This window comes from Sphingomonas sp. Leaf198 (assembly GCF_001424005.1).
Taxonomy (GTDB): domain Bacteria; phylum Pseudomonadota; class Alphaproteobacteria; order Sphingomonadales; family Sphingomonadaceae; genus Sphingomonas.
On sequence record NZ_LMPX01000005.1, the window covers coordinates 72,067 to 92,330 of the forward strand.

At 62.0% G+C, this 20,264-nt stretch carries 19 protein-coding genes; 10 read left to right on the forward strand and 9 right to left on the reverse strand.

The features are described from left to right. Positions 1 to 2: 2 nt before the first annotated feature. Complete coding sequence (locus ASG20_RS18225; RefSeq protein ID WP_231420920.1) at positions 3 to 1,037, reverse strand: phytanoyl-CoA dioxygenase family protein; 1,035 nt, start codon at positions 1,035 to 1,037, stop codon at positions 3 to 5. Positions 1,038 to 1,549: 512 nt separating this feature from the next. After that, a complete protein-coding gene (locus ASG20_RS18230) occupies positions 1,550 to 2,542 on the reverse strand; it encodes a site-specific integrase (RefSeq protein WP_056056205.1) in 993 nt (330 codons plus the stop codon). Between the two features lie 367 nt (positions 2,543 to 2,909). Between ASG20_RS18230 and ASG20_RS18235 the strand changes: the two genes are divergently transcribed. Both ASG20_RS18235 and ASG20_RS18240 read left to right on the forward strand, forming a co-directional pair. Next, the gene (locus tag ASG20_RS18235) at positions 2,910 to 4,193 is read left to right on the forward strand and encodes a nucleotide sugar dehydrogenase (RefSeq protein ID WP_056056208.1); all 1,284 of its coding nucleotides are present in this window, start codon (positions 2,910 to 2,912) and stop codon (positions 4,191 to 4,193) included. 67 nt (positions 4,194 to 4,260) lie between these two features. After that, on the forward strand, positions 4,261 to 5,055 hold the full coding sequence (locus ASG20_RS18240) for a metallophosphoesterase family protein (RefSeq protein WP_056056209.1): 795 nt from the start codon (positions 4,261 to 4,263) through the stop codon (positions 5,053 to 5,055). Here the strand turns inward: ASG20_RS18240 and ASG20_RS18245 are convergent. Then, the gene (locus tag ASG20_RS18245; protein WP_056056211.1) at positions 5,039 to 5,410 is read right to left on the reverse strand and encodes a hypothetical protein; all 372 of its coding nucleotides are present in this window, start codon (positions 5,408 to 5,410) and stop codon (positions 5,039 to 5,041) included. The two genes, ASG20_RS18240 and ASG20_RS18245, sit on opposite strands and share 17 nt — an antisense overlap. Further along, complete coding sequence (locus tag ASG20_RS18250) at positions 5,410 to 5,733, reverse strand: hypothetical protein (protein ID WP_056056214.1); 324 nt, start codon at positions 5,731 to 5,733, stop codon at positions 5,410 to 5,412. The genes ASG20_RS18245 and ASG20_RS18250 overlap by 1 nt, the downstream gene beginning before the upstream one ends. A gap of 183 nt (positions 5,734 to 5,916) precedes the next feature. Here ASG20_RS18250 and ASG20_RS18255 point away from each other — a divergent pair, with 183 nt between their 5' ends. From ASG20_RS18255 to ASG20_RS18270, 4 genes are all read left to right on the forward strand, one after another. Next, positions 5,917 to 6,612 carry a polysaccharide biosynthesis/export family protein gene (locus ASG20_RS18255; protein ID WP_165899681.1) on the forward strand — a complete coding sequence of 232 codons (696 nt, stop codon included), beginning with the start codon at positions 5,917 to 5,919 and terminating at the stop codon, positions 6,610 to 6,612. 157 nt (positions 6,613 to 6,769) lie between these two features. Beyond that, positions 6,770 to 8,869 carry a GumC family protein gene (locus tag ASG20_RS18260; protein ID WP_236698800.1) on the forward strand — a complete coding sequence of 700 codons (2,100 nt, stop codon included), beginning with the start codon at positions 6,770 to 6,772 and terminating at the stop codon, positions 8,867 to 8,869. Further along, positions 8,859 to 10,112 carry a hypothetical protein gene (locus tag ASG20_RS18265; protein WP_056056217.1) on the forward strand — a complete coding sequence of 418 codons (1,254 nt, stop codon included), beginning with the start codon at positions 8,859 to 8,861 and terminating at the stop codon, positions 10,110 to 10,112. The genes ASG20_RS18260 and ASG20_RS18265 overlap by 11 nt, the downstream gene beginning before the upstream one ends. After that, positions 10,109 to 11,458 carry an O-antigen ligase family protein gene (locus tag ASG20_RS18270; protein WP_056056220.1) on the forward strand — a complete coding sequence of 450 codons (1,350 nt, stop codon included), beginning with the start codon at positions 10,109 to 10,111 and terminating at the stop codon, positions 11,456 to 11,458. The genes ASG20_RS18265 and ASG20_RS18270 overlap by 4 nt, the downstream gene beginning before the upstream one ends. A gap of 1 nt (position 11,459) precedes the next feature. On the opposite strand, the gene ASG20_RS18275 is transcribed toward ASG20_RS18270, so the two are convergent. Beyond that, positions 11,460 to 12,605 (reverse strand): glycosyltransferase family 4 protein, encoded by a 1,146-nt coding sequence (locus ASG20_RS18275; RefSeq protein ID WP_056056222.1) that lies wholly within the window; start codon positions 12,603 to 12,605, stop codon positions 11,460 to 11,462. A 122-nt stretch (positions 12,606 to 12,727) separates the two neighbouring features. On the opposite strand from ASG20_RS18275, the gene ASG20_RS18280 reads away from it, so the two are divergent. The 4 genes from ASG20_RS18280 (at position 12,728) to ASG20_RS18295 (ending at position 16,644) form a co-directional block, all read left to right on the forward strand. Beyond that, complete coding sequence (locus ASG20_RS18280) at positions 12,728 to 13,795, forward strand: EpsG family protein (protein WP_056056224.1); 1,068 nt, start codon at positions 12,728 to 12,730, stop codon at positions 13,793 to 13,795. 207 nt (positions 13,796 to 14,002) lie between these two features. After that, positions 14,003 to 14,440, forward strand: coding sequence for a sugar 3,4-ketoisomerase (locus tag ASG20_RS18285; protein ID WP_056056226.1), 438 nt, complete (start codon positions 14,003 to 14,005; stop codon positions 14,438 to 14,440). Continuing rightward, a complete protein-coding gene (locus tag ASG20_RS18290; RefSeq protein WP_056056228.1) occupies positions 14,437 to 15,540 on the forward strand; it encodes a DegT/DnrJ/EryC1/StrS family aminotransferase in 1,104 nt (367 codons plus the stop codon). Before ASG20_RS18285 ends, ASG20_RS18290 begins: the two co-directional genes overlap by 4 nt. A gap of 132 nt (positions 15,541 to 15,672) precedes the next feature. Next, positions 15,673 to 16,644: a glycosyltransferase family 2 protein gene (locus ASG20_RS18295; protein ID WP_168371646.1), complete on the forward strand. Its 972-nt coding sequence runs from the start codon at positions 15,673 to 15,675 to the stop codon at positions 16,642 to 16,644. Positions 16,645 to 16,653: 9 nt separating this feature from the next. On the opposite strand, the gene ASG20_RS18300 is transcribed toward ASG20_RS18295, so the two are convergent. The 4 genes from ASG20_RS18300 to ASG20_RS18315 all read right to left on the reverse strand — a co-directional run bounded on the left by ASG20_RS18300 (position 16,654) and on the right by ASG20_RS18315 (position 20,168). Continuing rightward, positions 16,654 to 17,694, reverse strand: a complete 1,041-nt coding sequence (locus tag ASG20_RS18300) for a glycosyltransferase family 2 protein (protein WP_056056232.1) — start codon at positions 17,692 to 17,694, stop codon at positions 16,654 to 16,656. After that, entirely contained in the window at positions 17,691 to 18,113 is a 423-nt protein-coding gene (locus ASG20_RS20060) for a DapH/DapD/GlmU-related protein (RefSeq protein WP_201780752.1), read from the reverse strand. The genes ASG20_RS18300 and ASG20_RS20060 overlap by 4 nt, the downstream gene beginning before the upstream one ends. Before the next feature lie 106 nt (positions 18,114 to 18,219). Continuing rightward, the gene (locus tag ASG20_RS18310; protein WP_056056236.1) at positions 18,220 to 19,116 is read right to left on the reverse strand and encodes a class I SAM-dependent methyltransferase; all 897 of its coding nucleotides are present in this window, start codon (positions 19,114 to 19,116) and stop codon (positions 18,220 to 18,222) included. Between the two features lie 86 nt (positions 19,117 to 19,202). Next, entirely contained in the window at positions 19,203 to 20,168 is a 966-nt protein-coding gene (locus ASG20_RS18315) for a glycosyltransferase family 4 protein (RefSeq protein WP_330218694.1), read from the reverse strand. Positions 20,169 to 20,264: the final 96 nt, after the last annotated feature.

Here is a 20,264-nt window from a genome sequence, read left to right on the forward strand (position 1 = left end):
CGTCACAGCCAGCGACGCGTATCGGGCCAGCGCATCGGCGACATCGTCACATACTGCGCCATGCGCGGACGATCCGCGGTGTTGGCGCTGGCGCCATGCGGCAAGTCCTGGCGCCAGATCACCAAGTCGCCCGCCGCTGCCGCGATCGGCACGGCTTCGCGCGTCAGGTCGATCGTCCGCGGGTCGCGGGTCCCGAGCGTCTCCAACCACCCTTGCGCCAGCCGGTGATGGAAGCCCGGAACGACGCGTAGCGCCCCCTGCGTCGCCTCGGTATCGGTCAGATAGAGGATCGCCTGTGTCTCGAACGGAATCTCTCCGGCCAAGCTGGTGTCCCAGTGCAGGTTGGGCCCCGGAAACGCGTAGCGATCGGTCACCGGTGGGTTGAAGCTCAATCGATCGGTCGACATCAGAAGGTCGGCATGACCGTAAAGCTGGGCGAACCCGCGATGCACTCGCGCCGATCGACGCGGGACCTCCATCGTCGGGTGCTGGAACGCCTGCACCATGATGCCGTTCTCACCGCGGCCGTACCAGCTGGCCCGATCGGCCGGCGTGGCCGCCTTCAGCCTCCACAAATGCGCCGTGATCGCGGCCGCCTCGTCGCGCGTGATCGCCTGGTGCAGGACGACGACGCCGTCGCGCGCCCATGCGGCCATTTCGACCTCGGAGAACACCGGTTCGGCCGCCATGATCGCCGCTTGTCGCCTCAGCTCCGCATCCGGTATCGGCGCGTCGTCGTACCAGGCATGATAGCGCGCGATCGCCGCGCCGCGCGTGCCGTCAGATGCCCCGCCTGCCGTCGCCTCGGTCCAAGCGACGAACGCGTCCCACGCAGGACGCTCCCGACCGAGATACGAGATCGTCTGCTCCAGACCCAGGCCCAGCGTATCGAGCAAGGCGCGCAACGGCACGGGCCGCGCCGCGCCGCGCGCGACGCCACCCGTCACGCTTCGCCATACGTCTTCGAGGCCGCGTATCGTTCGAAAATCCAGCCGACCATCGGTCATGTCTTCGCTCTCGCCCACTGCCAAGCTCATCAATAGTTTTTTCACGATTGAATTGACGCGCTTAGCAAAAAACATTTCCAAATAAATAAATAGTATCGGACTTCATCTGAATAACTCTTTGATATCTATCCAATTGTATTTCTATATGTCAGATTCTTGCAATTAATATATATTACGATTGATCTATGCCGCTCTACACAGGTATCACTATGCTTCTTTCATAAAAGTTTTATTTTCTGTATTTGCCCGACTTATCTATATTTAATTATCTCATAGCATCAATGACAAACCATCATTATCAAAGGCTTATCCATGAGACCATTAATAGTTGAAGCCTTGCTCATTGCCTTGCTAGCGACTGGATGGTATATTTACACTAAGATGATGGAATCTAAGAGAAAGCACCGGTTTGCTCGCAAACGTGCGCGCGATGCGCTCGCATGGCAGAAGGTGTTGGACAAGAACGCCGCGGACCGCGCAATGGCCGACACCGCCACAGGTTCGGCCTGAGGCTTGGAACCTATCCGATACGGCCATACCATCTAGAGAAAGCGCTCTCCGGCGTGGTCGCGGAAGAGTTCGTGGTTGCGGACATAGTCGGACAGGATCTCGAGCGACTTGTGTCGGCTGACCTCCTTCATCTTGAACACCGTCGCGCCTTGTCGCGCCGCCTCGGTCAGGAATCCGGCGCGTAGCGAATGGCCCGAGACCTGCGCCGGATCATAGCCCGCAGCCGCAGCGCGGGCCTTCACCACCAGCGCCACGCCGCGGTCGCTCATCGGCCTGGTCGTGATCCGCCCCTGCGGCGTGAGCTTGCGGAACACCGGCCCCGTGTCGAACCCGGCACAGGCGATCCACGCCAGCAATAACGCCTTGGGCCGGATCCGCCGGCCCTCGGGGATCGCAATGATCGCGCCCTCACCTTCCTGGTCGGTCTTGGATTTGCGGACCGTGATCATCAGTCCCTCGGGCGTGATCGCGACATCGTCGATCTCGAGCGCGACCAGTTCGGACCGGCGCAAGGCCGCAGCCATGCCGATCGCCAGCAACGCCCGGTCACGGACTGCGCGCACGCTGTCGCCGTCGCATCCGCGCAGCATATCACGCAGCATGTCACCGTCCGCGGCGCGTTTCTGTACCTTCCTGATACCGTGCGTGCGGCGGATACCCGCGACGGCATTGCGGATCGCGACCGCCCCGGGCTTTTGCTGCGGCGGATCATACCCAGCCTGGGCATGCATATAACCGATCGCCGCCAGCCGGCGCCCGATCGTCGAGGGCCGCACGCCGGCCTGTGCTTCGGCCGACAGGAATATCGCGACGGACTCGGGCGCGGCGGGCAACGACGTGATCGCGCGCGGCGCGCACCAGGCCTGAAATATCCGCCAATCGGAGTCATAGGCCCGCCGCGTCGCCGGCGCGCGCGCGGCGGCGACATAGGCGCGCGCCGCCTCGATCTCGTCGTCCAGCAACAACGGGATCAACGGTGTCGACGCAATGCGCGTGAGCGCGGTATCGTCGAGGTCGTCGTTCATGCGTCGGTGCCTTCGCCTGGAGCCTGTTCGGTGGCCCGGTTTCATCTACGATCGAAAATACGGTCGGCCGACCTGTCGCCGCGCAGCCGGCCGCCCGCCCCAAAACCAGCTGGTTCGTTTATTCCGAGAATAACGATTATCGGAATAAACGAACTTGTAAACGACCGTGATATGGCGTGCTCGACGATGCTCGAGGCTCCGGAATCGACGGTGCGGATCGTCGCGTCATCCGCGCGAGCGCTGTCGACGGGATTTACGCGTCCTTTCGCAGGACGCCGGACGGCGCCGCTGTAATGATCGCGACTTGTCGTTACGCCGGTTAACGGTATGGAACCGGATTCTTGCAGAACATGTAAAGGTGTCGAACATGGTCGATAACACGCGCGTAATAGTGATCGGGCTCGGCTATGTCGGGTTGCCGCTCGCTGTTGCGCTGGCCAAGTCGTTCGAAACCTGGGGTCTCGATGTCGATACCGGCCGCATCGCTGAACTCGAACGCAAACATGACCGCACCGGCGAAATCGACGCCGATCGTCTCACCGCATCGAGCCTGCGCCTGACGACCGATCCCGCAGCCTGTCCGGATGCCGATTTCTACATCGTCACCGTGCCGACCCCGGTCGATGCGGACAACCGGCCGGATCTCGGCATCGTGATGGCGGCGACGCGGACCGTCGGCAGCATGTTGAAGCCGGGTCGGCGCTCGATCGTCGTCTATGAGAGCACCGTCTATCCCGGTGTCACCGAGGACCTGTGCGGCCCCGAGCTCGAACGCATCAGCGGACTCGTCTGCGGCGAAGACTTCTTCCTCGGCTATTCGCCCGAGCGGATCAATCCGGGCGACCGCGAGCATACCGTCGACCGGATCACCAAGGTGATCTCCGGCCAGACGCCCGAAGTCCTCGAGGCGATCGCCGACCTGTATAACAAGGTGACGACGGGCGGCGTGTTCCGCGCCGCTTCGATCAAGGCGGCCGAGGCAGCCAAGGTGATCGAGAACGCGCAACGCGACATCAACATCGCCTTCGTCAACGAGATCACGCAGATTTTCTCGAAGATGGACCTGTCGGTATGGGACGTGCTCGCCGCGGCGGGCACTAAGTGGAACTTCCTGAAGTTCGAGCCAGGTCTCGTCGGCGGACACTGCATCGGCGTCGATCCCTATTATCTCGCCCACCGCGCGACCGAACTCGGCTGCGATCCGCGCATCATCCTGGCCGGCCGCGACATGAACGACGGTATGGCCACATGGGTCGCAAAGGACGTCCACGACTGGCACGCGGGTGCGGATGCTGCGCGCGTCGCGAAGGTGCTGATGCTCGGGCTGGCGTTCAAGCAGGACGTGCCCGACCTGCGCAATTCGAAGGTCGCCGATCTGGTCGCCGCGTTCCAGGGTCTCGGCCATCAGGTCGACGTCCACGATCCGCTCGTCTCCGCGCCCGAAGCGCTGCACGAATATGGCCTGGAACTCGTCGCCGCGCCCGTCGATGTCTATGATCTGATCGTCCTTGCCGTCCCCCACCGCGAACTGGTCGAGGATTTCGCCCGGTTTACGAGCCAGTTGGCGCCGGATGGCGGGATCGTCGATCTGAAGAACGCGCTCGCCGGGTCGGGACAGGTGCCCGATGGAATGAAGCTATGGACGATGTGACAATCGCGCCTACATGCAGCCGGAGCGGTCATCGTGCGGCCGCCCGGGTCTGCGTTCGAGGTTTTGCGTGTTTTCTAAGCTGTTCCGCCGCATGTCGGCCTCCGTGTCGTCGAAACCCGTGTTCGCAGGGCCACCCGGCGCGCGTCTTTACGCGATCGGCGATATCCATGGCCGGCTCGATCTCGTCGACGATCTGCTCGGCCGGATCGAGGACGACATCGCCGACCGACCGGTGGAGACCGCAGCGGTGGTTTTCCTGGGCGACCTGATCGATCGCGGCCCGGAGTCCGCCGGCGTCGTCGATCGGTTGCAGAGCCTCCGGCATTTTCCCGCCAAGATGCTGTTCATCCTCGGCAATCACGAAGAATTCCTGCTGCGTGTCCTGAACGGCGAGCCGGGAGTCGCGCATGACTGGCTCGGCTTTGGTGGCGATGCCTGCGCGGAGAGCTACGGTGTCGCGACCGCCGCGTTGCAGGCGATGGACGAACAGCGGATCGCCGAAGTGCTGCGCCAGGCGATTCCGGCCGCGCATGTCGCCTTTCTGAAGACCTTCGGCGACACCTTTCGGTTCGGCGACTATCTTCTGGTGCATGCCGGAATCCGGCCCGGCGTGCCGATCGACGAGCAGCAACCGCGCGATCTGCGCTGGATCCGCCAACCTTTCCTGTCCGATGCGCATGATCATGGCTGCATGGTGATCCACGGCCACACGATCAGTGACGGTGTCGACCGGCGTATCAACCGGATCGGAATCGATACCGGTGCCTATCGGACCGGCATCCTGACCGCCGCGGTGATCGAAGAGGAGGATCTCCGCTTCCTGGCGACGGGGCCGCAGCAGGCGGTTAGCGCAGTGGCCTGAAGCGCTGAAACTCCGGTGAGTCCCACCGTGCGGCCAGCACGATCACGAGGGGAGGCAACGTGGTCAGCGCGATATCGACGAGCATCGGGCCCGGCCCCCAGGGGTAGCTGTCGATATGATAGCGAATGAAGTCGAACGCTTCGTTGATCAGTTCGAGACCGAGGACGAGGATCAACGGCAGCCAGGACCCCAGTGGCCGACGCAGCAGCCAGCCAAACCCCAGCGTCAGCAGCACGCCGAGCAGCAGATGGAAATCATGATGCGTCAGCCCGGACGTCGCTGTCAGCCAGACCTTGAACACCTCCCAGTCTAGAACGATCCCGACCATAGCGCTGCTATGCGCAACAACGCCCATCAGTCTGCCTTCCCCGGCGCGATTTCAATTATCGGCGTACCGGGCATGTCGACAAATTCGGCCTGCGTCACACCGTGATCGTGCAGTTTGAACATGATTTTGGCGAGACACTTCGTTCGTGCAGCCCGCGGAACGATGATCCTGACCGGTCGACCGGCCGCCCATTCGGCTGCGTATTTCTTGAAGTCGGCATTTCGCAACGTCCGCCCGGCACTCGACAGATCGCATTTTCGGGATTTCGCCACGACGATAATTTCGCTGGGGATCTCATCAGGCTCTGCGCTATTCGACAGAAACAGCGCAAGAGCGGTGATCAGGATCATGCAACCGCATTCGCTACCCTGGCTACGCTGTCAACACAGTCTCGATCGCTATTGCGACAAGGGCCAGCTTATTGCCTGTCTCATTGAACATTGCAGTGCTCGACTTGCGGCAGACCGGGGTTAATTGTAGGTGTGCATCCGTGCATCACGGGGATGCAGGGTCGGTTGCAGGGCAGTGACATTATGAAAATCGGATTGATGGGCCGGACGGCCATCATCGGTCTCGCCTTGCTGCTGGCGGCGTGCGCGTCGACGCGCGGTGGAAAGATCTCGTATGATTCCAGCAACTTCGGCACTCCCGATGCACCCAAGGTCGTCGCGATCGACGATACCTATAAGCTCGCCCCGCTTGATACGGTAAGCGTCATGGTATTCCAGGTCGCCGATCTCAGCCGCGACTATGACATCGATCAGAGCGGACGCATCACTATGCCGTTGCTCGGCCGCGTCGATGCGGTCGGCCTCAGCACGACCGAGCTCGGCACCGTGATCGGACACCGGCTGGACGAGAAATACCTGCGAAACCCGAGCGTTACGGTTTCGTTGAAGTCGTCGGCCAGCCGCGTCGTCACGGTCGATGGATCGGTCCGCCAGCCCGGCATCTATCCGGCAACCAGCACGCTTTCTCTGGTTCAGGTCATTGCACTGGCGCGCGGTACCGACGATCTTGCCAATCCGCGTCGCGTCGCCATTTTCCGGACCATCGGTGGGAAGCGCATGGCGGCCGCATTCGACCTGACGAGCATCCGCCGTGGCGAGATGAAGGATCCGGAAGTCTATCCCGGTGACACGGTCGTCGTAGACGGATCGGCGGTCAAGAAAACACAGCGCGACCTGATGCAGAGCCTGCCGCTCGCGTCCATCTTCCTGGCGCTTTGACGCCCCGCCTTTAGGACTTTTGTACATGGCAAGCCCAGGGGCCGTGGGTCCTACAAACCTGACCGTGCAACCGGATCAGCGCCGCGATCTCGCCCCTTTGGCCCCGGAAAGCGGGTATGGCGGGTATGGAACCACGAATAACAGTCGCGAACTGTCGTTGTCGCTGCTGTGGCGCATCGCCGTCGAATGGCGCTGGCTGATCCTTGCAGCGATCGGCACCGGTATTGCCGCAGCGGTGCTCATCACGCTGCTGACACCTCTAAAGTATCGCTCCGTCGCCACGCTTGAGCTCAACCCACCCGAGGTAGAGATCATGGCAGACGAAGGGAATAAGGGTGGGCGGCAAAGCAGCGGGCGCAACGATACCAATTTCGTCGGCACGCAACTTTCCCTGCTTGGCAGTCGAGCGCTCGCCGAACGCGTCGCACAAAATCTCAATCTTGCTGCCGACCCGGCAATTGTCGGTGAGAGTACCGATCGCACCGCCAACACCGAGATCGCGGCAGGGTTCGTACAAGGCGGAACGAAGGTAAAGCTTCAGCCACAGAGCATGATCGTTATCGTATCGTTCGTTGCACGCAATCCGCAACTTGCAGCGAAGGTCGTCAACGGTATCACCGACGCATATATCGCGACCAATCTAGAACGACGCTACCAGTCGTCATCCTACGCGCGGGAATTCCTTCAGCGCCAGATCGCGACCACACGGCGTGACCTGGAAAAGTCGGAACGCGGGCTTACCACCTATGCGCAACAGCAACGGCTGATCAGCACGGGTAGCAGCGAAGAAGGTAGCGACACCAATTCGCTGACCGGTAGTTCGCTCGTCTCGCTGAACACCGCTCTTGCCGCCACCCAGGCACGCCGGATCGCAGCCGAACAGAAATATCGCGAGGCGACCCTAGGCGGTGCAACGACTGAGGGAAGCGCTAACGCTGCACCGTTACGCGCGCAGATCGCTGCGCTCGATGCCGAATATCAGCAGAAACTCCAGACGTTCCGTCCCGACTATCCCGAAATGGTCGCGCTCAAGGCGCGTATCGATGCCTTACGGGCGTCAGTGGTCACCGAGACGCGCACCGCGAATTCTGATCGCGTCGGCACGCTCCGTCAGGATTTCCAGGCGGCACGCGCCGAGGAAGACCGACTTCGTGCGCAAGTGTCCGGGCTTAGCGGCACGGTGCTCAATCAACGTGGCCGGCTGATCCAGTATAACATTCTCAAGCGTGACGTTGATACCAACCGTACGCTCTACGATGCGCTTTTGCAGCGCTACAAGGAGATCGGGGTCGCTGGCGGTATTGGCACCGCAGTCGCGTCGGTGGTCGATCGCGGCCTGGTTCCGGGCGGGGCGTTTTCCCCTAACCTGTATCTCAATCTTTTGATCGGTGCCGTCCTGGGCTTTGTCGTCGGCATGCTGGCGGCGATCGCCCTCGAGTTCATCAACGACACGATCAAGACACCCGACGACGTCCGCAACAAGCTGCAGCTACCTTTCCTGGGGGGCATCCCCACTGCCAAGAGTGCAAAGCCTGTCGAGGAGTTGAAGGATACGCTGTCGCCGGTCGCCGAGGCCTATCTGTCGACCGCGTCGGCCATGCAGTTCGTGACCGAAGGCGGCGCACCCAAGACGCTGCTGGTCACCAGCACGCGTCCGGCAGAAGGTAAATCGACGTCGGCGTGGGCGCTCGCGCACAGCTTTACGCGGTTGGGCAAGTCCGTCCTGCTGATCGATGCCGACATGCGTCGTCCCGCCTTCGTTACCGGGCGCGACAATATTGGCCTCTCGCATATCCTCACCAACACGGGTTCGCTGAGCGAGCACGTCCTGCACACCGATGTGGAGGGATTGTGGATCATGCCATCGGGCACCATTCCACCGAGCCCGCCCGAACTGATCGCCTCGGCGCGCTTCGCGTCGCTGCTCGCCGACGCCTCCTCGACGTTTGATGTCGTCGTGATCGACGGTCCACCGATCCTTGGTCTCGCAGATTCTCCGCTGTTGTCGTCGATCGCGCAGGCGACGCTGATGGTGATCGAATCCGGCCGCACCAGAACACGGGCAGTCGTCGAAGCGCAAAACCGTCTGCGGACTGCGGGCGCGCATATGGTCGGCGCCATCCTGACGCGCTTTCAAGCGCAGGCATCGTACGGCTATGGCTATGGCTATGGACAGACCAAGGATCAGTATCGCTACGTTGCCGACGACAACGACAAGAAGCGCCGGATCATGCTGACGATGCACGATGAGCCGTAAGAACGGCAGACGTACGCCGCGCAACGCCCTGAGCGTTCGCGGCATGGCCTCTGCTGCGATCCTGGCGGTCGCGGGCCTATCGCTCGGTTGGCTGTCGTTCAAATCCGCGATGGTCAATACGCTGCCGACTTCGTCAGGCGAAATCGTACGTTTGGCTGCCGATGATCCCGGCGTCGTACTGGGTCGAACAGCCACAAGGCTCGTGGCGCAACACGGTATCCTCGATGCGCAAACTCTCGACGCCGTCCGGCGGGCAGCTGCGGCCGCGCCGCTGGATGCGCGTGCCTATCTGATCCTCGGGCATCAACAGTTGCTCGACAATACACCGGACCGCGCGGTCGCGACGCTGGAAGCCGGACAACGGCTCGATCCGCGCCAGCGGTTGATTCATCTGTTGCTGCTCGATCGCTATCTGCGGACCGCGCACTACGCCGACGCCGCAATGCAATTCTCCGTCCTCGCACGCATTCTCGGCGCGGCGCAGGCACCGATTGCGACGGCGATGGCACAGATGACGATGGCGCCGGAAACCCGCGAGGCGGTCCGCCGCACGCTGAACACAGATCCGGTACTCGAACGCGCGGTGCTGATTGCTCTGGCCAAGTCGGCCATCGCGCCGGATGCGATCTTCGCGCTCGCGAGCCCTGCGGCTAGCGCCGATGCAGGCAATGCCGAGAGCTGGGGTCCCGCTCTCGTAAACCGGCTTGTCGAGCGCAGCCAGTACGCAGCCGCGCGGTCGGTATGGCAACGTATCTACGGCATATCAGCTGCGCAGGCCGCGATGCCGATCACCAATGCCGGGTTCCGCGACACCAAGGCAGCCCCCCCGTTCGACTGGACGCTGACCGCCAGCAGCCTCGGCGCAACGGATTTGCGGAGTGGGAGTATGGCGGTGGAGTATTATGGGCGGGACAGCGGTGCCTTGGCGAGCCAGTTGCTGGTGCTGCGGCCGGGGCGCTACCGCTTTGCGATCACCGTCGATCCGGGCAAAACCGATGCCACCACCACGCTAGCCTGGACGCTGGCCTGCAAGGCCGCGGCGTCCGACACGCGCGATACGCTGATGACGCTTCTCGTCACCGCAACCGCCAAACCGCACCGTATCGCGGCCGATGTCGTGGTACCGGCAAACTGCCCGAGCCAGATCCTGACGCTGCGCGGCGAAGCCGGCGAGTTTCCCTCGCCGCTGAGCGTGACCCTGCGCGATCTGGATCTTCGCCCCGTACCGGACTCCACTTCATGATCCGCCACGCGATCGTTCCCGTCTTCCTTCTCGCCTGCCTGCTGCTCGGAGGCGCGAGCGCGGCGGGCTTCACCGCCAACTTCATTCTCCAGATCACGAGCCTGCCGCTGATCGGCTGGGCGCTGTGGACGATGCTGCAGGAGCGTCCGTCGGCACAGATTCGCGCGCTACTCGGCCTGCTCGCGATCTTCGTCTTGATAGCGGTCCTGCAACTCGTGCCCCTGCCGCCCGCGCTGTGGACGCTGCTGCCGGGCCGCGCCCCGGTCGTGGAAGGCTATCGGCTGCTCGGCATCCCACTGCCCTGGCTGCCGCTGACGCTGGCCCCCGATATCGCGCCGGCGAGCCTGTTGTGGTTGCTGCCGGCGATCGCCGTGCTGTTAAGCGTAATCGTGCTCGGCGCGTTTCGCGGTCGCTGGATCGCCGCGACGATCGTCGCGGTCACGCTCGCCTCGGTCGCGCTGGGCGCCTTGCAAGTCATCGGCGGGACCGGCGCCTATCTCTATGCGATTACCAATTACGGCGTCGCGGTCGGGTTCTTCGCCAACGCCAACCACAATGCGACGCTGTTGCTGGTCTGCATCCCGTTCCTCGCCGCGCTCCAGGCGACACTGCTGCGGCGCAGCAAATCGCAGCGCAGCGCCTCGGCGGTCCACCTGCTCGTGGGCGCGACCTATGCGGTCATCTTCGTCGGCCTGCTGATCAATTCCTCGCTCGCGGGGATCGGCCTCAGCGTGCCCGTGGCGCTCGTCTCGTGGCTGACGTTCGGGCGCCGCCGCAGCGCCGTCGTCCAGCGCGGCCTGATCGTCGCCACCGGGCTGGTCTCGCTGGCGGCCATCGTCACGATCGTCGTCGGTCCGTTCGGCAACAACCTGTTCGGCGCACAGAAGGCCAATGCCGAGCTGTCGCGCCAGACCTCGTTCGCGCTCACCTTCCAGGCGGCGCGCGCGTATTTCCCCATCGGCTCGGGCACCGCCAGCTTCCAGCCGGTCTATCACATGCAGGAGCCGCTCGCGTCGGTCACGACGACCTTCATGAACCATGCGCATAGTGACTGGCTCGAATTACTCCTCGAAACGGGCGCCGTCGGAATGGCGTTCGCGGCGCTATTCCTGGCATGGTGGGTAATCCGCCTGCGCGCGATCTGGCGGGTCGAAGAGCCCGATCCGTTCGCCCAGGCCGCGGTCATCGCGACCGCCGCGATACTGCTCCACAGCGTCGTCGACTATCCGCTGCGCACTGCCGCGTTATCTGCGGTGTTTGCGGCATGTATCGGCCTCATGTCGGGGGTGCGCCCCTATACGCAGCGCAGTCGTGCCCCCTCCTCGGCGCGGCATCTGAGCCTGTAGCTCAGGGCTGCGCTACCCCGGAGTCGGCAACCGCGCCGGCGGTCACCTTGGCGATCGCCTCGAGATACCGCGCTTCGACGACCGACACGTCGAATTCGCGCTCGGCAATCTCCCGACTGCGACGCCCCATCGCCGTCCGCTCAGCAGGGTCGAGCGCGAGGAAGGCAAGCATCGCGTCGGCCAGCGATCGTGCGTCGCGCACGGTGCACAGGAACGCGTTCTCGCCTGTCCGCGCGATCTCTGTACAGCCGGGAACGTCGGTCGCGATCAGCGGCCGCCCCATCGCAGCCGCCTCGAGCAGCGAGCGCGGCATGCCTTCGCGGTACGACGGCAGCACCACAGCTGCGGCGAGGACCAGATGCGGCCGCACATCGGCAGCCTCGCCGAGATAGCGCAGCGTGCCCTCCTGTCCCCAGCGCTCGACGGTAGCACGATCGATCGCGGTCCGGTTCTGGACGTCGAGGAAACCGAGCAAATGGAATTCGACGTCGGGCCGGCTGGCGCGGACGATCCGCGCGGCATCGGCGAACTCGACCACGCCCTTGTCGCGCAGCAGCCGTGCAACCATCAGGAAGACCAGGGGCGCGCCATCCCCTGCCGGTTCGGGAACGAACTGCGCCAGATCGATCCCCGAGCCCGGGAGCAGCACGGTACGCTCCTGACGGACCAGCCGCTGTTCTACGAACAGATCGCGGTCGTGACGGTTCTGGAAGAAGACGGTGGCCGACCGGGCGAGCGCGGTTCGGTAGAGCAGCCGCACCACCCGCGTCACCAGGCCGATCTTGATGAACGCGGTGCCGAGGCCGGAAATGTTGTTGATGACCGGAATACCGAGCGCGTGCGCGGCCAGCGAGCCGTAGACATTGGGCTTGATCGTCCAGCCCAGGAACGCGACCGGGCGCACCTGTTTCAGGATATGGAGATACGCCGCGGCAAGCTTCAGGTCGCGGACCGGCGAGAGTCCCTTGCTGTCGATCTCGATCGAAAAATACCGGACGCCCAGCGCGACGAGCGCGTCGCTATGCGCGTCACGCGGCGCGATCACGACGACGTCATACCCTTCGCGCTGCAGTCTAGCGATCAGGTTGCGACGAAAATTCACGATGTTCCAGGAGGTATTGATCGACAATACGATAGCGCCAGCCATGACAGTCGGTTCATCCCTTTCCGGTTATGGCGCAGGCTCTACCGGGTAGACCTGCCAAGCGCGAGCGCTATAGCTGCGTCGGTGGATCGCATGAACTCCTCTTACATTGTGCCGAGGCGGACGTGACGGCGTATTGGATTTTGTTTGCGATATGGGCGGCCGGTGCGGTTCAATTCGCCCGTCGGCAATATCAGGCGTACAATCTCGCATTTTATATTTTTGCTGCCACGCTGACGGCGCTAATGATCGGGCTCCGCTATGATGTCGGCGGCGACTGGTACACCTATCTACACATGTATGAGACCATTGCGTTCCAGACGCTCGGCCCCGCACTGACGACCACCGACCCAGGATATGCGCTTTTGAACTGGATGTCCGCTGGCGCGGACTGGGGAATCTGGTTTCCGAACCTGGGTTGCGGCATCCTGTTCATGGCAGGCCTCGCGCGACTTGCGTGGCGGCAACCCAATCCGTGGCTAGCCGTCTTGGTCGCGGTACCATATCTCATAATCGTCGTCGCGATGGGCTATACGCGCCAGGCTGCGGCGATCGGCATCATCTGCTGGGCAGTCGCCGACGCATCGCCGAAGCGGCTGGGTCGGCTGGTGCTGATGATCGCCTTCGCGGCCCTGTTTCACAAGACTGCGATCCTGTTCCTGCCCATCCTCCTGCTTCCGGTGGTAGTCCGCAGTCCGTTACTCGGCATCGTGGGTGCGATCGCATTCGCGCTGCTGTTCAACGTTTTTCTGGGCAGTTCTTCCGACGATCTGATCAACAACTACGTCAACAGCGACTATAATTCGCAGGGTGCAGCCATTCGCGTAGCGATGAACGTGATCGCGGCCATTGCTATGCTGCTATTGCGAAATCGGCTCGGGCTGGAAGACTTTGCAAAGAGTTTTTGGACGAACTGCTCGATCCTATCAATCTTGTCTGTCATCGGCCTATTAGTATTTTCGGCCTCGTCAGGCGTCGATCGTATCGCCCTGTTCCTGATCCCGTTACAGGTGGTGACGTTCTCGCGTATTCCCTACGTGCTATCGACCACTGGCCGATCGCATTTGTCGGGAGTGCTGGCGGTAATCGGTTACAGTTTTGCAGTTCAGTTCGTTTGGCTCAATTTTGCCGATAACGCTGAGCTGTGGAAACCGTACGATACAGTGCTTAGGGCAGATGACCTCGGACAATAGCCGGCTTGATCAGACCTCGACGTCGACGCTGTACGTCGGACCCGCCGTCATAAACACCCGTAAATCATTGGGAAGAATATATCGAGAGTTTGGGTCCTACATACGACATCGATGACGCGTCGAGATCGGCTGAGCCTGCTCATTGCACTGCCGTGGTGCGGCTGATACTGGCGGCAAATGAATGCTTTTCAACCTGATGACAGCCAAATGCCGTCTGTCGAAGTACCATTGCAAGGTACGTCCGACCCGCTGATTCGGCAATTGCCGGTACTGGGCGATCACCGCGGCAGCCTGATCGCGATCGAGGGGGGGAGCACCGTACCGTTCGACGTGAAACGCATTTACTACATCTTCGGGACGCAGCCGGGAGTGGAGCGGGGGTTTCACGCGCACGTCGCACTGCGCCAGCTCGCCGTCTGCGTGGCGGGGAGCTGCGAGATGATCCTAGACGACGGGCGGGAAAGAACCACGTATCTGCTCGATCGCCCCGATCGTGGGCTTCTGATCCAGGCCATGATGTGGCGGGAAATGCGTAACTTCTCTGCGGATGCCGTGCTGCTCGTTCTCGCCGATCATGCCTATGACGAAGCCGATTACATACGCGACTATGACCGCTTTCTCGAGACGGTGAACAGCCTGACATGACGATCTCCTTTCTCGAATTAAAACCTATCTACGACGAGTTGAAGGACGAGATCGATACCGCGATCGCCGAGGTCATGGCCAGCGGCTGGTTCGTGGGCGGCCCCATCTGCACGCGGTTCGAAGAGCGTTTTGCAGATTTCTGCGGTGCCAAGCACTGCGTCGGCGTAGGCAACGGGCTGGATGCCCTTCACCTAGCGATCCGCGCGCTGAGCATCGGTGCCGGCGACGAGGTCATCATCGCCAGCAATTCGTTCGTAGCGACGGCGCTGGCCATAACGATGGCTGGCGCTACCCCGATTTTCGTCGAACCGGATCCGATCAGCAGCAATCTTGATCCCTTGCTGATCGAGACGAAGATTACGCCCCGAACCCGCGCGATAATCCCGACGCACCTATACGGCCAGCCGGCCGATATGGCGCCGATCAAGGACATCGCCGATCGCCATGGCCTGAGACTGATCGAGGATGCGGCCCAGGCGCATGGTGCGCGATATCGAGGACAGCGCGTCGGCAGTGGATATGGCGATATCGTCTGCTGGAGCTTCTATCCGTCGAAGAATCTCGGCGCTTTGGGCGACGGCGGAGCGATCACGACCGACGATGCCGACCTCGCCGAACGTATCCGCGTCCTGGGGAATTACGGTTCGCGTCTGCGTTACGTGAACGAAGAGCGCGGGGTCAATTCCCGGCTCGATCCGCTTCACGCCGCGGTGCTGGCGGCGAAACTGCCCTATCTCGACGCGTGGAACGCCCGCCGTGCCCAGGTCGCGGCTCTCTATCTGACCGAGTTGGCGGATTGCCCGATCCAGTTGCCGCATGTGCCCGAATGGGCCGACCCCGTCTGGCATCTGTTCGTCATCCACTCGCCACACCGCGACGCGATCCGTACCGCCCTGGCGGAGCAGGGAATCGCGACTCAGCTTCACTATCCGATCCCGCCCCATCTGCAGCAGGCCTATACCGATCTGGGGCTTGGCGAAGGCAGCTTCCCGATCGCCGAGCGGCTTGCCCGAGAAACGCTGAGCCTGCCGATAGGGCCGCATCTTGCCCTCGACGATGCCAGGCGAGTTGCCGAGGCTATCAGGAAGTGTGTGATATAAGCCGATCGCTGCCTGATGTGGCGATCTTTTCAATCAATCGCGTGTCCTGTTCACACGGATCAGGGCACCGCCGGGCGCCAGATACGATACCTATGCGGCATGTTACTCAATGCCATTCCAACAGGATCATCCATGATCAATTCTGAGCACCCTTTGGTCAGTGTGATCATCCCCGCCTATAATCACGATAAATATGTCGAGCGCGCAATTCGCAGTGTCTTGACCCAGACCTACCGCCACATCGAGTTGATCGTGGTCGATGATGGATCAACCGATAATACGCTCGCGGTGATAGAGCAGGTTCGCAGCAAGTCGGAAAAAGACTTCAAGATCATAGCGAAAAAGAATGGCGGCGTATCGTCCGCACTGAATGCCGGCATAGCCGCTTCGCACGGTGAATATATTGCGATACTGGCGTCGGACGACTGGTTCCTGCCCGAAAAGATCGCGCGGCAAATCGCGATGTTCAGCGCGGCAGGTCCGACGACGGGCATGGTCCACGCCAACGGTTTGATTCAGAGCGAGGACGGCGGAGCACCGGTGAATCTGCTTGGCAGCTATCGGCCCGCCGAAGGTCTGTGTTTCAAGGAACTCGTTGCTCGCGGCGTTACCGCGATCGCCCCAAGTATCATGGTACGGCGATCGGTGGTCGACGAAGTCGGCGGATTTGACGAAACGCTCGTTGGCGAGGATCTGGATTTCTATGCAGCGGTCGCAGCCCATGGCTACGCGATCGGATTTGATCCGACCCCACAAATCGTGAAATCCGCCCGAGCAGACAATCTGGCGACGAGGGTCGAGTTGTTCTTCAACGATCCGTTCATAACGCTTGCCAAATATCGCGACCGTTTCACCGCAGCAGAATATCTGGCGATGGAGAACGGTTTTTATGCCGGCATGGGTCGCGCTTCGGCGGGAGTCGGTGAGTTTGCCTTGTCTTGGAAGGCGTATCTGACGCTCTTCCGCCGACGGCGAAATGCCGCACCCCTTGTGGAATTCGCCGCTCAGAACGCACGATACCTTGTACTTGCCGCCTTACCGCGACCTCTGCGCTCCCGTCTCAGACGCGCGCGCGCTGACATTCGTTCTAAAGCCGATAGGTGACAGAGCGGCTCACCTAGCTTTCGATGTTTGTCTAAGCTGTTGCAGGCGGGTTCGTGCGATCATGGGCAGAACGCGAATTCCGACGGCGCTCTTCATCCATCGGCGACTTGCGAAGCGGAGCGTCATCAGTCGCGACGATGTGCTCAGATCGCTCCATCGGCCTACGCGATCGAAATAGGCGATATCGCGAGCGATCCGGTTGGATAAGGGGAATACGCCTTCAGCCTGCCGCCCATGCCATCTCCTGAAACTGTCGAGCGTTGTCCCGAAGGCGGCAGAACGCCGCTGCCATTCACGGTCTGCCCGTTCGATCGCTTCGCGATCGGTCCCGGCTGCGCTCTCGAAATTGGTCAGGGCGCCCGAATGGCGGCGATATTGGACCAGCACGTCGGGAACATGGGCAATGCGAGCGTCCATCGACGCGAACGCCAACCCGAGCCAGGTATCTTCGAACAAGACCATCTCGTCGTTCCGGGGTCGGCCCAGCGCCTTCAAGTGCTCTATGTAGTAGACCGACGAGGCACCGTGAATGTTTATCCCCTTGGTCTCGGGAATATAGTCCTGCGGAGAAAAGCCTGAATCGTCGAACCGGTAATGATCGTCGATGATCGTGCCGATGTCGTCGATCACCGCATAGTCGGCGAATGCAGCCGCATAGGGCTGGCGGGACCATGTAGTGGCCATGACTTCGGTGCGCCGGGGCAGCGACACGTCATCCGCCGCGCTGACGATAAGCAAACTGCCCGATGCCAGCTCGGCTATGTCCAGGAGGTGATGAAGGACCCCGCGATTGGTCGGGCTACGGCGCACCACAAGGCGATGCGGCCCCTCGTACGTCGCCGCGACCGCCTCCATACGGCGCATCGTTCCGTCGGACGAACCGTCGTCACTGACGATGATCTCCAGATTCTCGTAGGTCTGGGCAAACGCCGCACGCATCGCGGTTTCGACGAACTGCTCCTGGTTGAACGCCATGATGCAAAAAGTGAGCAAGGGCGGTTTAGCGATCGCCACGACGCTATCATCCGGCATGGTGCTGGCGCCGGTCATTGGACGGCCCGCGCGGGATTACCCACCATCGTCGCTCCCGCCGGCACGTCGCGGGTCACGACGGCCCCCGCGCCGATCATCGCGCCTTTGCCGATACGCACGCCCGGCAATATAATCGCACCGGCACCGATGCTAGCCCCCTGCTCGACCACGGTTTGCGCGTAAGCCGTGGGATGCTGCTTGGAACGGGGCCGCTTGTCGTTGGTAAAGGTGGCATTGGGCCCGCAGAAAACGTCATTCTCCAGCGTTATGCCATCCCAGACATAGACGCCGCACTTCAGTGTCACGCGGTCGCCCAATATCGCGCCGCCCTCGACCAAAGTATGGGCGTTCAGATTGCAATCTCGACCGATCACGGCGCCGGCCAGGACGACGGAGAACTGCCAGATGCGGGTTCCCTCACCGATGACATCGGACATCACGTTTGCCAAAGGGTGAATCATCTTGGGTATCCGATATGGAGAGAATTGGTGCACGGTCCTGCGGGTGACGCCTACGGAGTACTTAACCGTCACGCGGTATAGTTCACCCTAACTTGCGCAGCCAGACGAAGAGGTTGCGGCGGTCGTGATGCTGAAACCAGGGGCGGATCATCTCCTTTGCAAACGTTTTCGGTTTGCCGAGATCGACAGCGCCGCGGTGCTGCAAGAAGGCAAACCGATGACGCATGCTGGGCAGGACCGGCTCCAGCCCTGCAGCGGCTGCCATCGCCTCGATTGCCGGCCGGGAGAAGAGGTTGACATGTTCCAGCGGTTGAACCGGCACGATCGTCGGATAATCGCCGGCATACTCTCCATCACGCAGAAGCTTTATGAGCGACATCTGGTCCGGGGCGGTCGGCACCGATATCTTCAAGATGCCACCAGTGCGCAGAGCCTGAGCCAGACGCCGGAACATATCGAGCGGTGCAATCAGATGCTCGAACACCTGCTCGGTGTTGATGAAATCGAACTGAAGCGTATCGATCTCTTCCAGATCGACGGCCTTCACTCCATGTGAACGCGCGAAATCCATGCGCGACTGCGACAGGTCGGATCCGTAGGATTGGCAACCGAGGATCGCTGCTATGCGCGCCCACAATGCCCACCCCATGCCGAAATCCAACGTACGCAACTCCTGTAGCGGAACGCCCAGATACGACGCGGCGGCCATCACCTCATGCGCATCGCGGGACAGCAGCGGTGCCCGGATATCGCGCCGATACGTATCGATTTCCGCTTCCGGATCCTGCGGGTTCTCGACCCAATCGGTATAGAGATCGCGCAGCAGCTCGTCCGAACCGACATTATGCTGATATACCAGATCGCACTTTGCGCATTGATCAAGTCGGTAGGTCGCGCGTGAAAGCCTTACGGTATCGACGCCGTAATAGGTCCGGACAAACGTACCGATCCCGGCCTGATCAAACCCGCTTTCGAACAATATCGTGCTGTCCGGGCATTCGCACGCAGGGCAAACCGTCCGAGCCTCAAAATCATATAATGACCGAGAGGGCGTTCCAAATGCTGTCATATCGCCTCCAGTGCGGTCGCATAATCGCCGACGGCACGATCCAAAGAGAAGTGTGCAAGACCGATCTCGCGCGCGTGTCGCCGAATGTCTTCGGCGTCGGCCCTCATCAACCGTTCTTCTAGCCACTCGGCCGCAGCGTCGTGGCCTGCACTTTCGTCCATGAAGACCCCTGCCGCGACCGCGCTCCGCACGTCACCGATCGCTGCCGTGCCGACCACTGGCGTTCCACACAATAGATATTCGGCGACCTTGACCGGTGCGACCGCGCGCATGGAGAATCCGGTGTTCCGGTATGCGGTAGCGAGATCGGCGCAGGCAAGATAGGCCGATACCGCATCGGGTGGGACACGGCGGACGATCACATGGTGCGGGCTGTACGGCACGGCGGCCAGGGCGTCAGGCACCAGGTCGGGCGAGCCGGTCAGGATCAACAGCTTGGCATCGGGCCGCTTGCGCCGCACCGCAGCCAGCAATCCGACGCTTTCATCGAGCCGATATTGCGGCCCTACGGATCCGGCATACACAATCAGCGGCGCATCCGTCGCCACCCCCAATTCGGTCCGGATACGCACCCGTTCGGCTTGCGGGATGGGCGCGAACAGCGTTGCGTCGCGCCCATTGGTAACGATACGCACCCGGGCCGGCGATACCATCGGCCCAGCCCGCGCGAGAAGGATATCCCGGGCCGCATCGGTACGGGCGAGCGTGATATCGGCCTTCCGAACCATCGACGCCTCGATCTCGCGCAGCAATCGATAGGGCGCGCCATTCGCATCGAGCCCCGCAAACTCCACCCGCTCGTCCGCCGGCAGTCCGTCCGCATCAAATATGATAGGCTGCGTCCAGCGACGACCCGCCAGAATGGCCAGCGCCGGCATCAGGCTGCGCGGCATGATGACATCGCTACCGAACGCCGCAGCGGCCGACCGCACGGCGCGTGCGCCGACGACTGCGGTCGCCATCGCCCCCATGCTGCCCCCGCGCCGCAGAACACGGTGAAGGCGAAGACCGATACCGGCCTCGGCGCAGAGGCGCTTCAGCGGCTCGGCCGTGTCACC

What these genes read in the sequence shown, in the direction of transcription:
- ASG20_RS18225 (WP_231420920.1), bottom strand. Translation starts at nt 1,037, where the DNA reads ATGAGCTTGGCAGTGGGCGAGAGCGAAGACATGACCGATGGTCGGCTG.
- ASG20_RS18230 (WP_056056205.1), bottom strand. Translation starts at nt 2,542, where the DNA reads ATGAACGACGACCTCGACGATACCGCGCTCACGCGCATTGCGTCGACA.
- ASG20_RS18235 (WP_056056208.1), top strand. Translation starts at nt 2,910, where the DNA reads ATGGTCGATAACACGCGCGTAATAGTGATCGGGCTCGGCTATGTCGGG.
- ASG20_RS18245 (WP_056056211.1), bottom strand. Translation starts at nt 5,410, where the DNA reads ATGGGCGTTGTTGCGCATAGCAGCGCTATGGTCGGGATCGTTCTAGAC.
- ASG20_RS18250 (WP_056056214.1), bottom strand. Translation starts at nt 5,733, where the DNA reads ATGATCCTGATCACCGCTCTTGCGCTGTTTCTGTCGAATAGCGCAGAG.
- ASG20_RS18255 (WP_165899681.1), top strand. Translation starts at nt 5,917, where the DNA reads ATGAAAATCGGATTGATGGGCCGGACGGCCATCATCGGTCTCGCCTTG.
- ASG20_RS18265 (WP_056056217.1), top strand. Translation starts at nt 8,859, where the DNA reads ATGAGCCGTAAGAACGGCAGACGTACGCCGCGCAACGCCCTGAGCGTT.
- ASG20_RS18270 (WP_056056220.1), top strand. Translation starts at nt 10,109, where the DNA reads ATGATCCGCCACGCGATCGTTCCCGTCTTCCTTCTCGCCTGCCTGCTG.
- ASG20_RS18275 (WP_056056222.1), bottom strand. Translation starts at nt 12,605, where the DNA reads ATGGCTGGCGCTATCGTATTGTCGATCAATACCTCCTGGAACATCGTG.
- ASG20_RS18285 (WP_056056226.1), top strand. Translation starts at nt 14,003, where the DNA reads ATGCCGTCTGTCGAAGTACCATTGCAAGGTACGTCCGACCCGCTGATT.
- ASG20_RS18290 (WP_056056228.1), top strand. Translation starts at nt 14,437, where the DNA reads ATGACGATCTCCTTTCTCGAATTAAAACCTATCTACGACGAGTTGAAG.
- ASG20_RS18295 (WP_168371646.1), top strand. Translation starts at nt 15,673, where the DNA reads ATGATCAATTCTGAGCACCCTTTGGTCAGTGTGATCATCCCCGCCTAT.
- ASG20_RS18300 (WP_056056232.1), bottom strand. Translation starts at nt 17,694, where the DNA reads ATGACCGGCGCCAGCACCATGCCGGATGATAGCGTCGTGGCGATCGCT.
- ASG20_RS20060 (WP_201780752.1), bottom strand. Translation starts at nt 18,113, where the DNA reads ATGTCCGATGTCATCGGTGAGGGAACCCGCATCTGGCAGTTCTCCGTC.
- ASG20_RS18315 (WP_330218694.1), bottom strand. Translation starts at nt 20,168, where the DNA reads ATGGCGACCGCAGTCGTCGGCGCACGCGCCGTGCGGTCGGCCGCTGCG.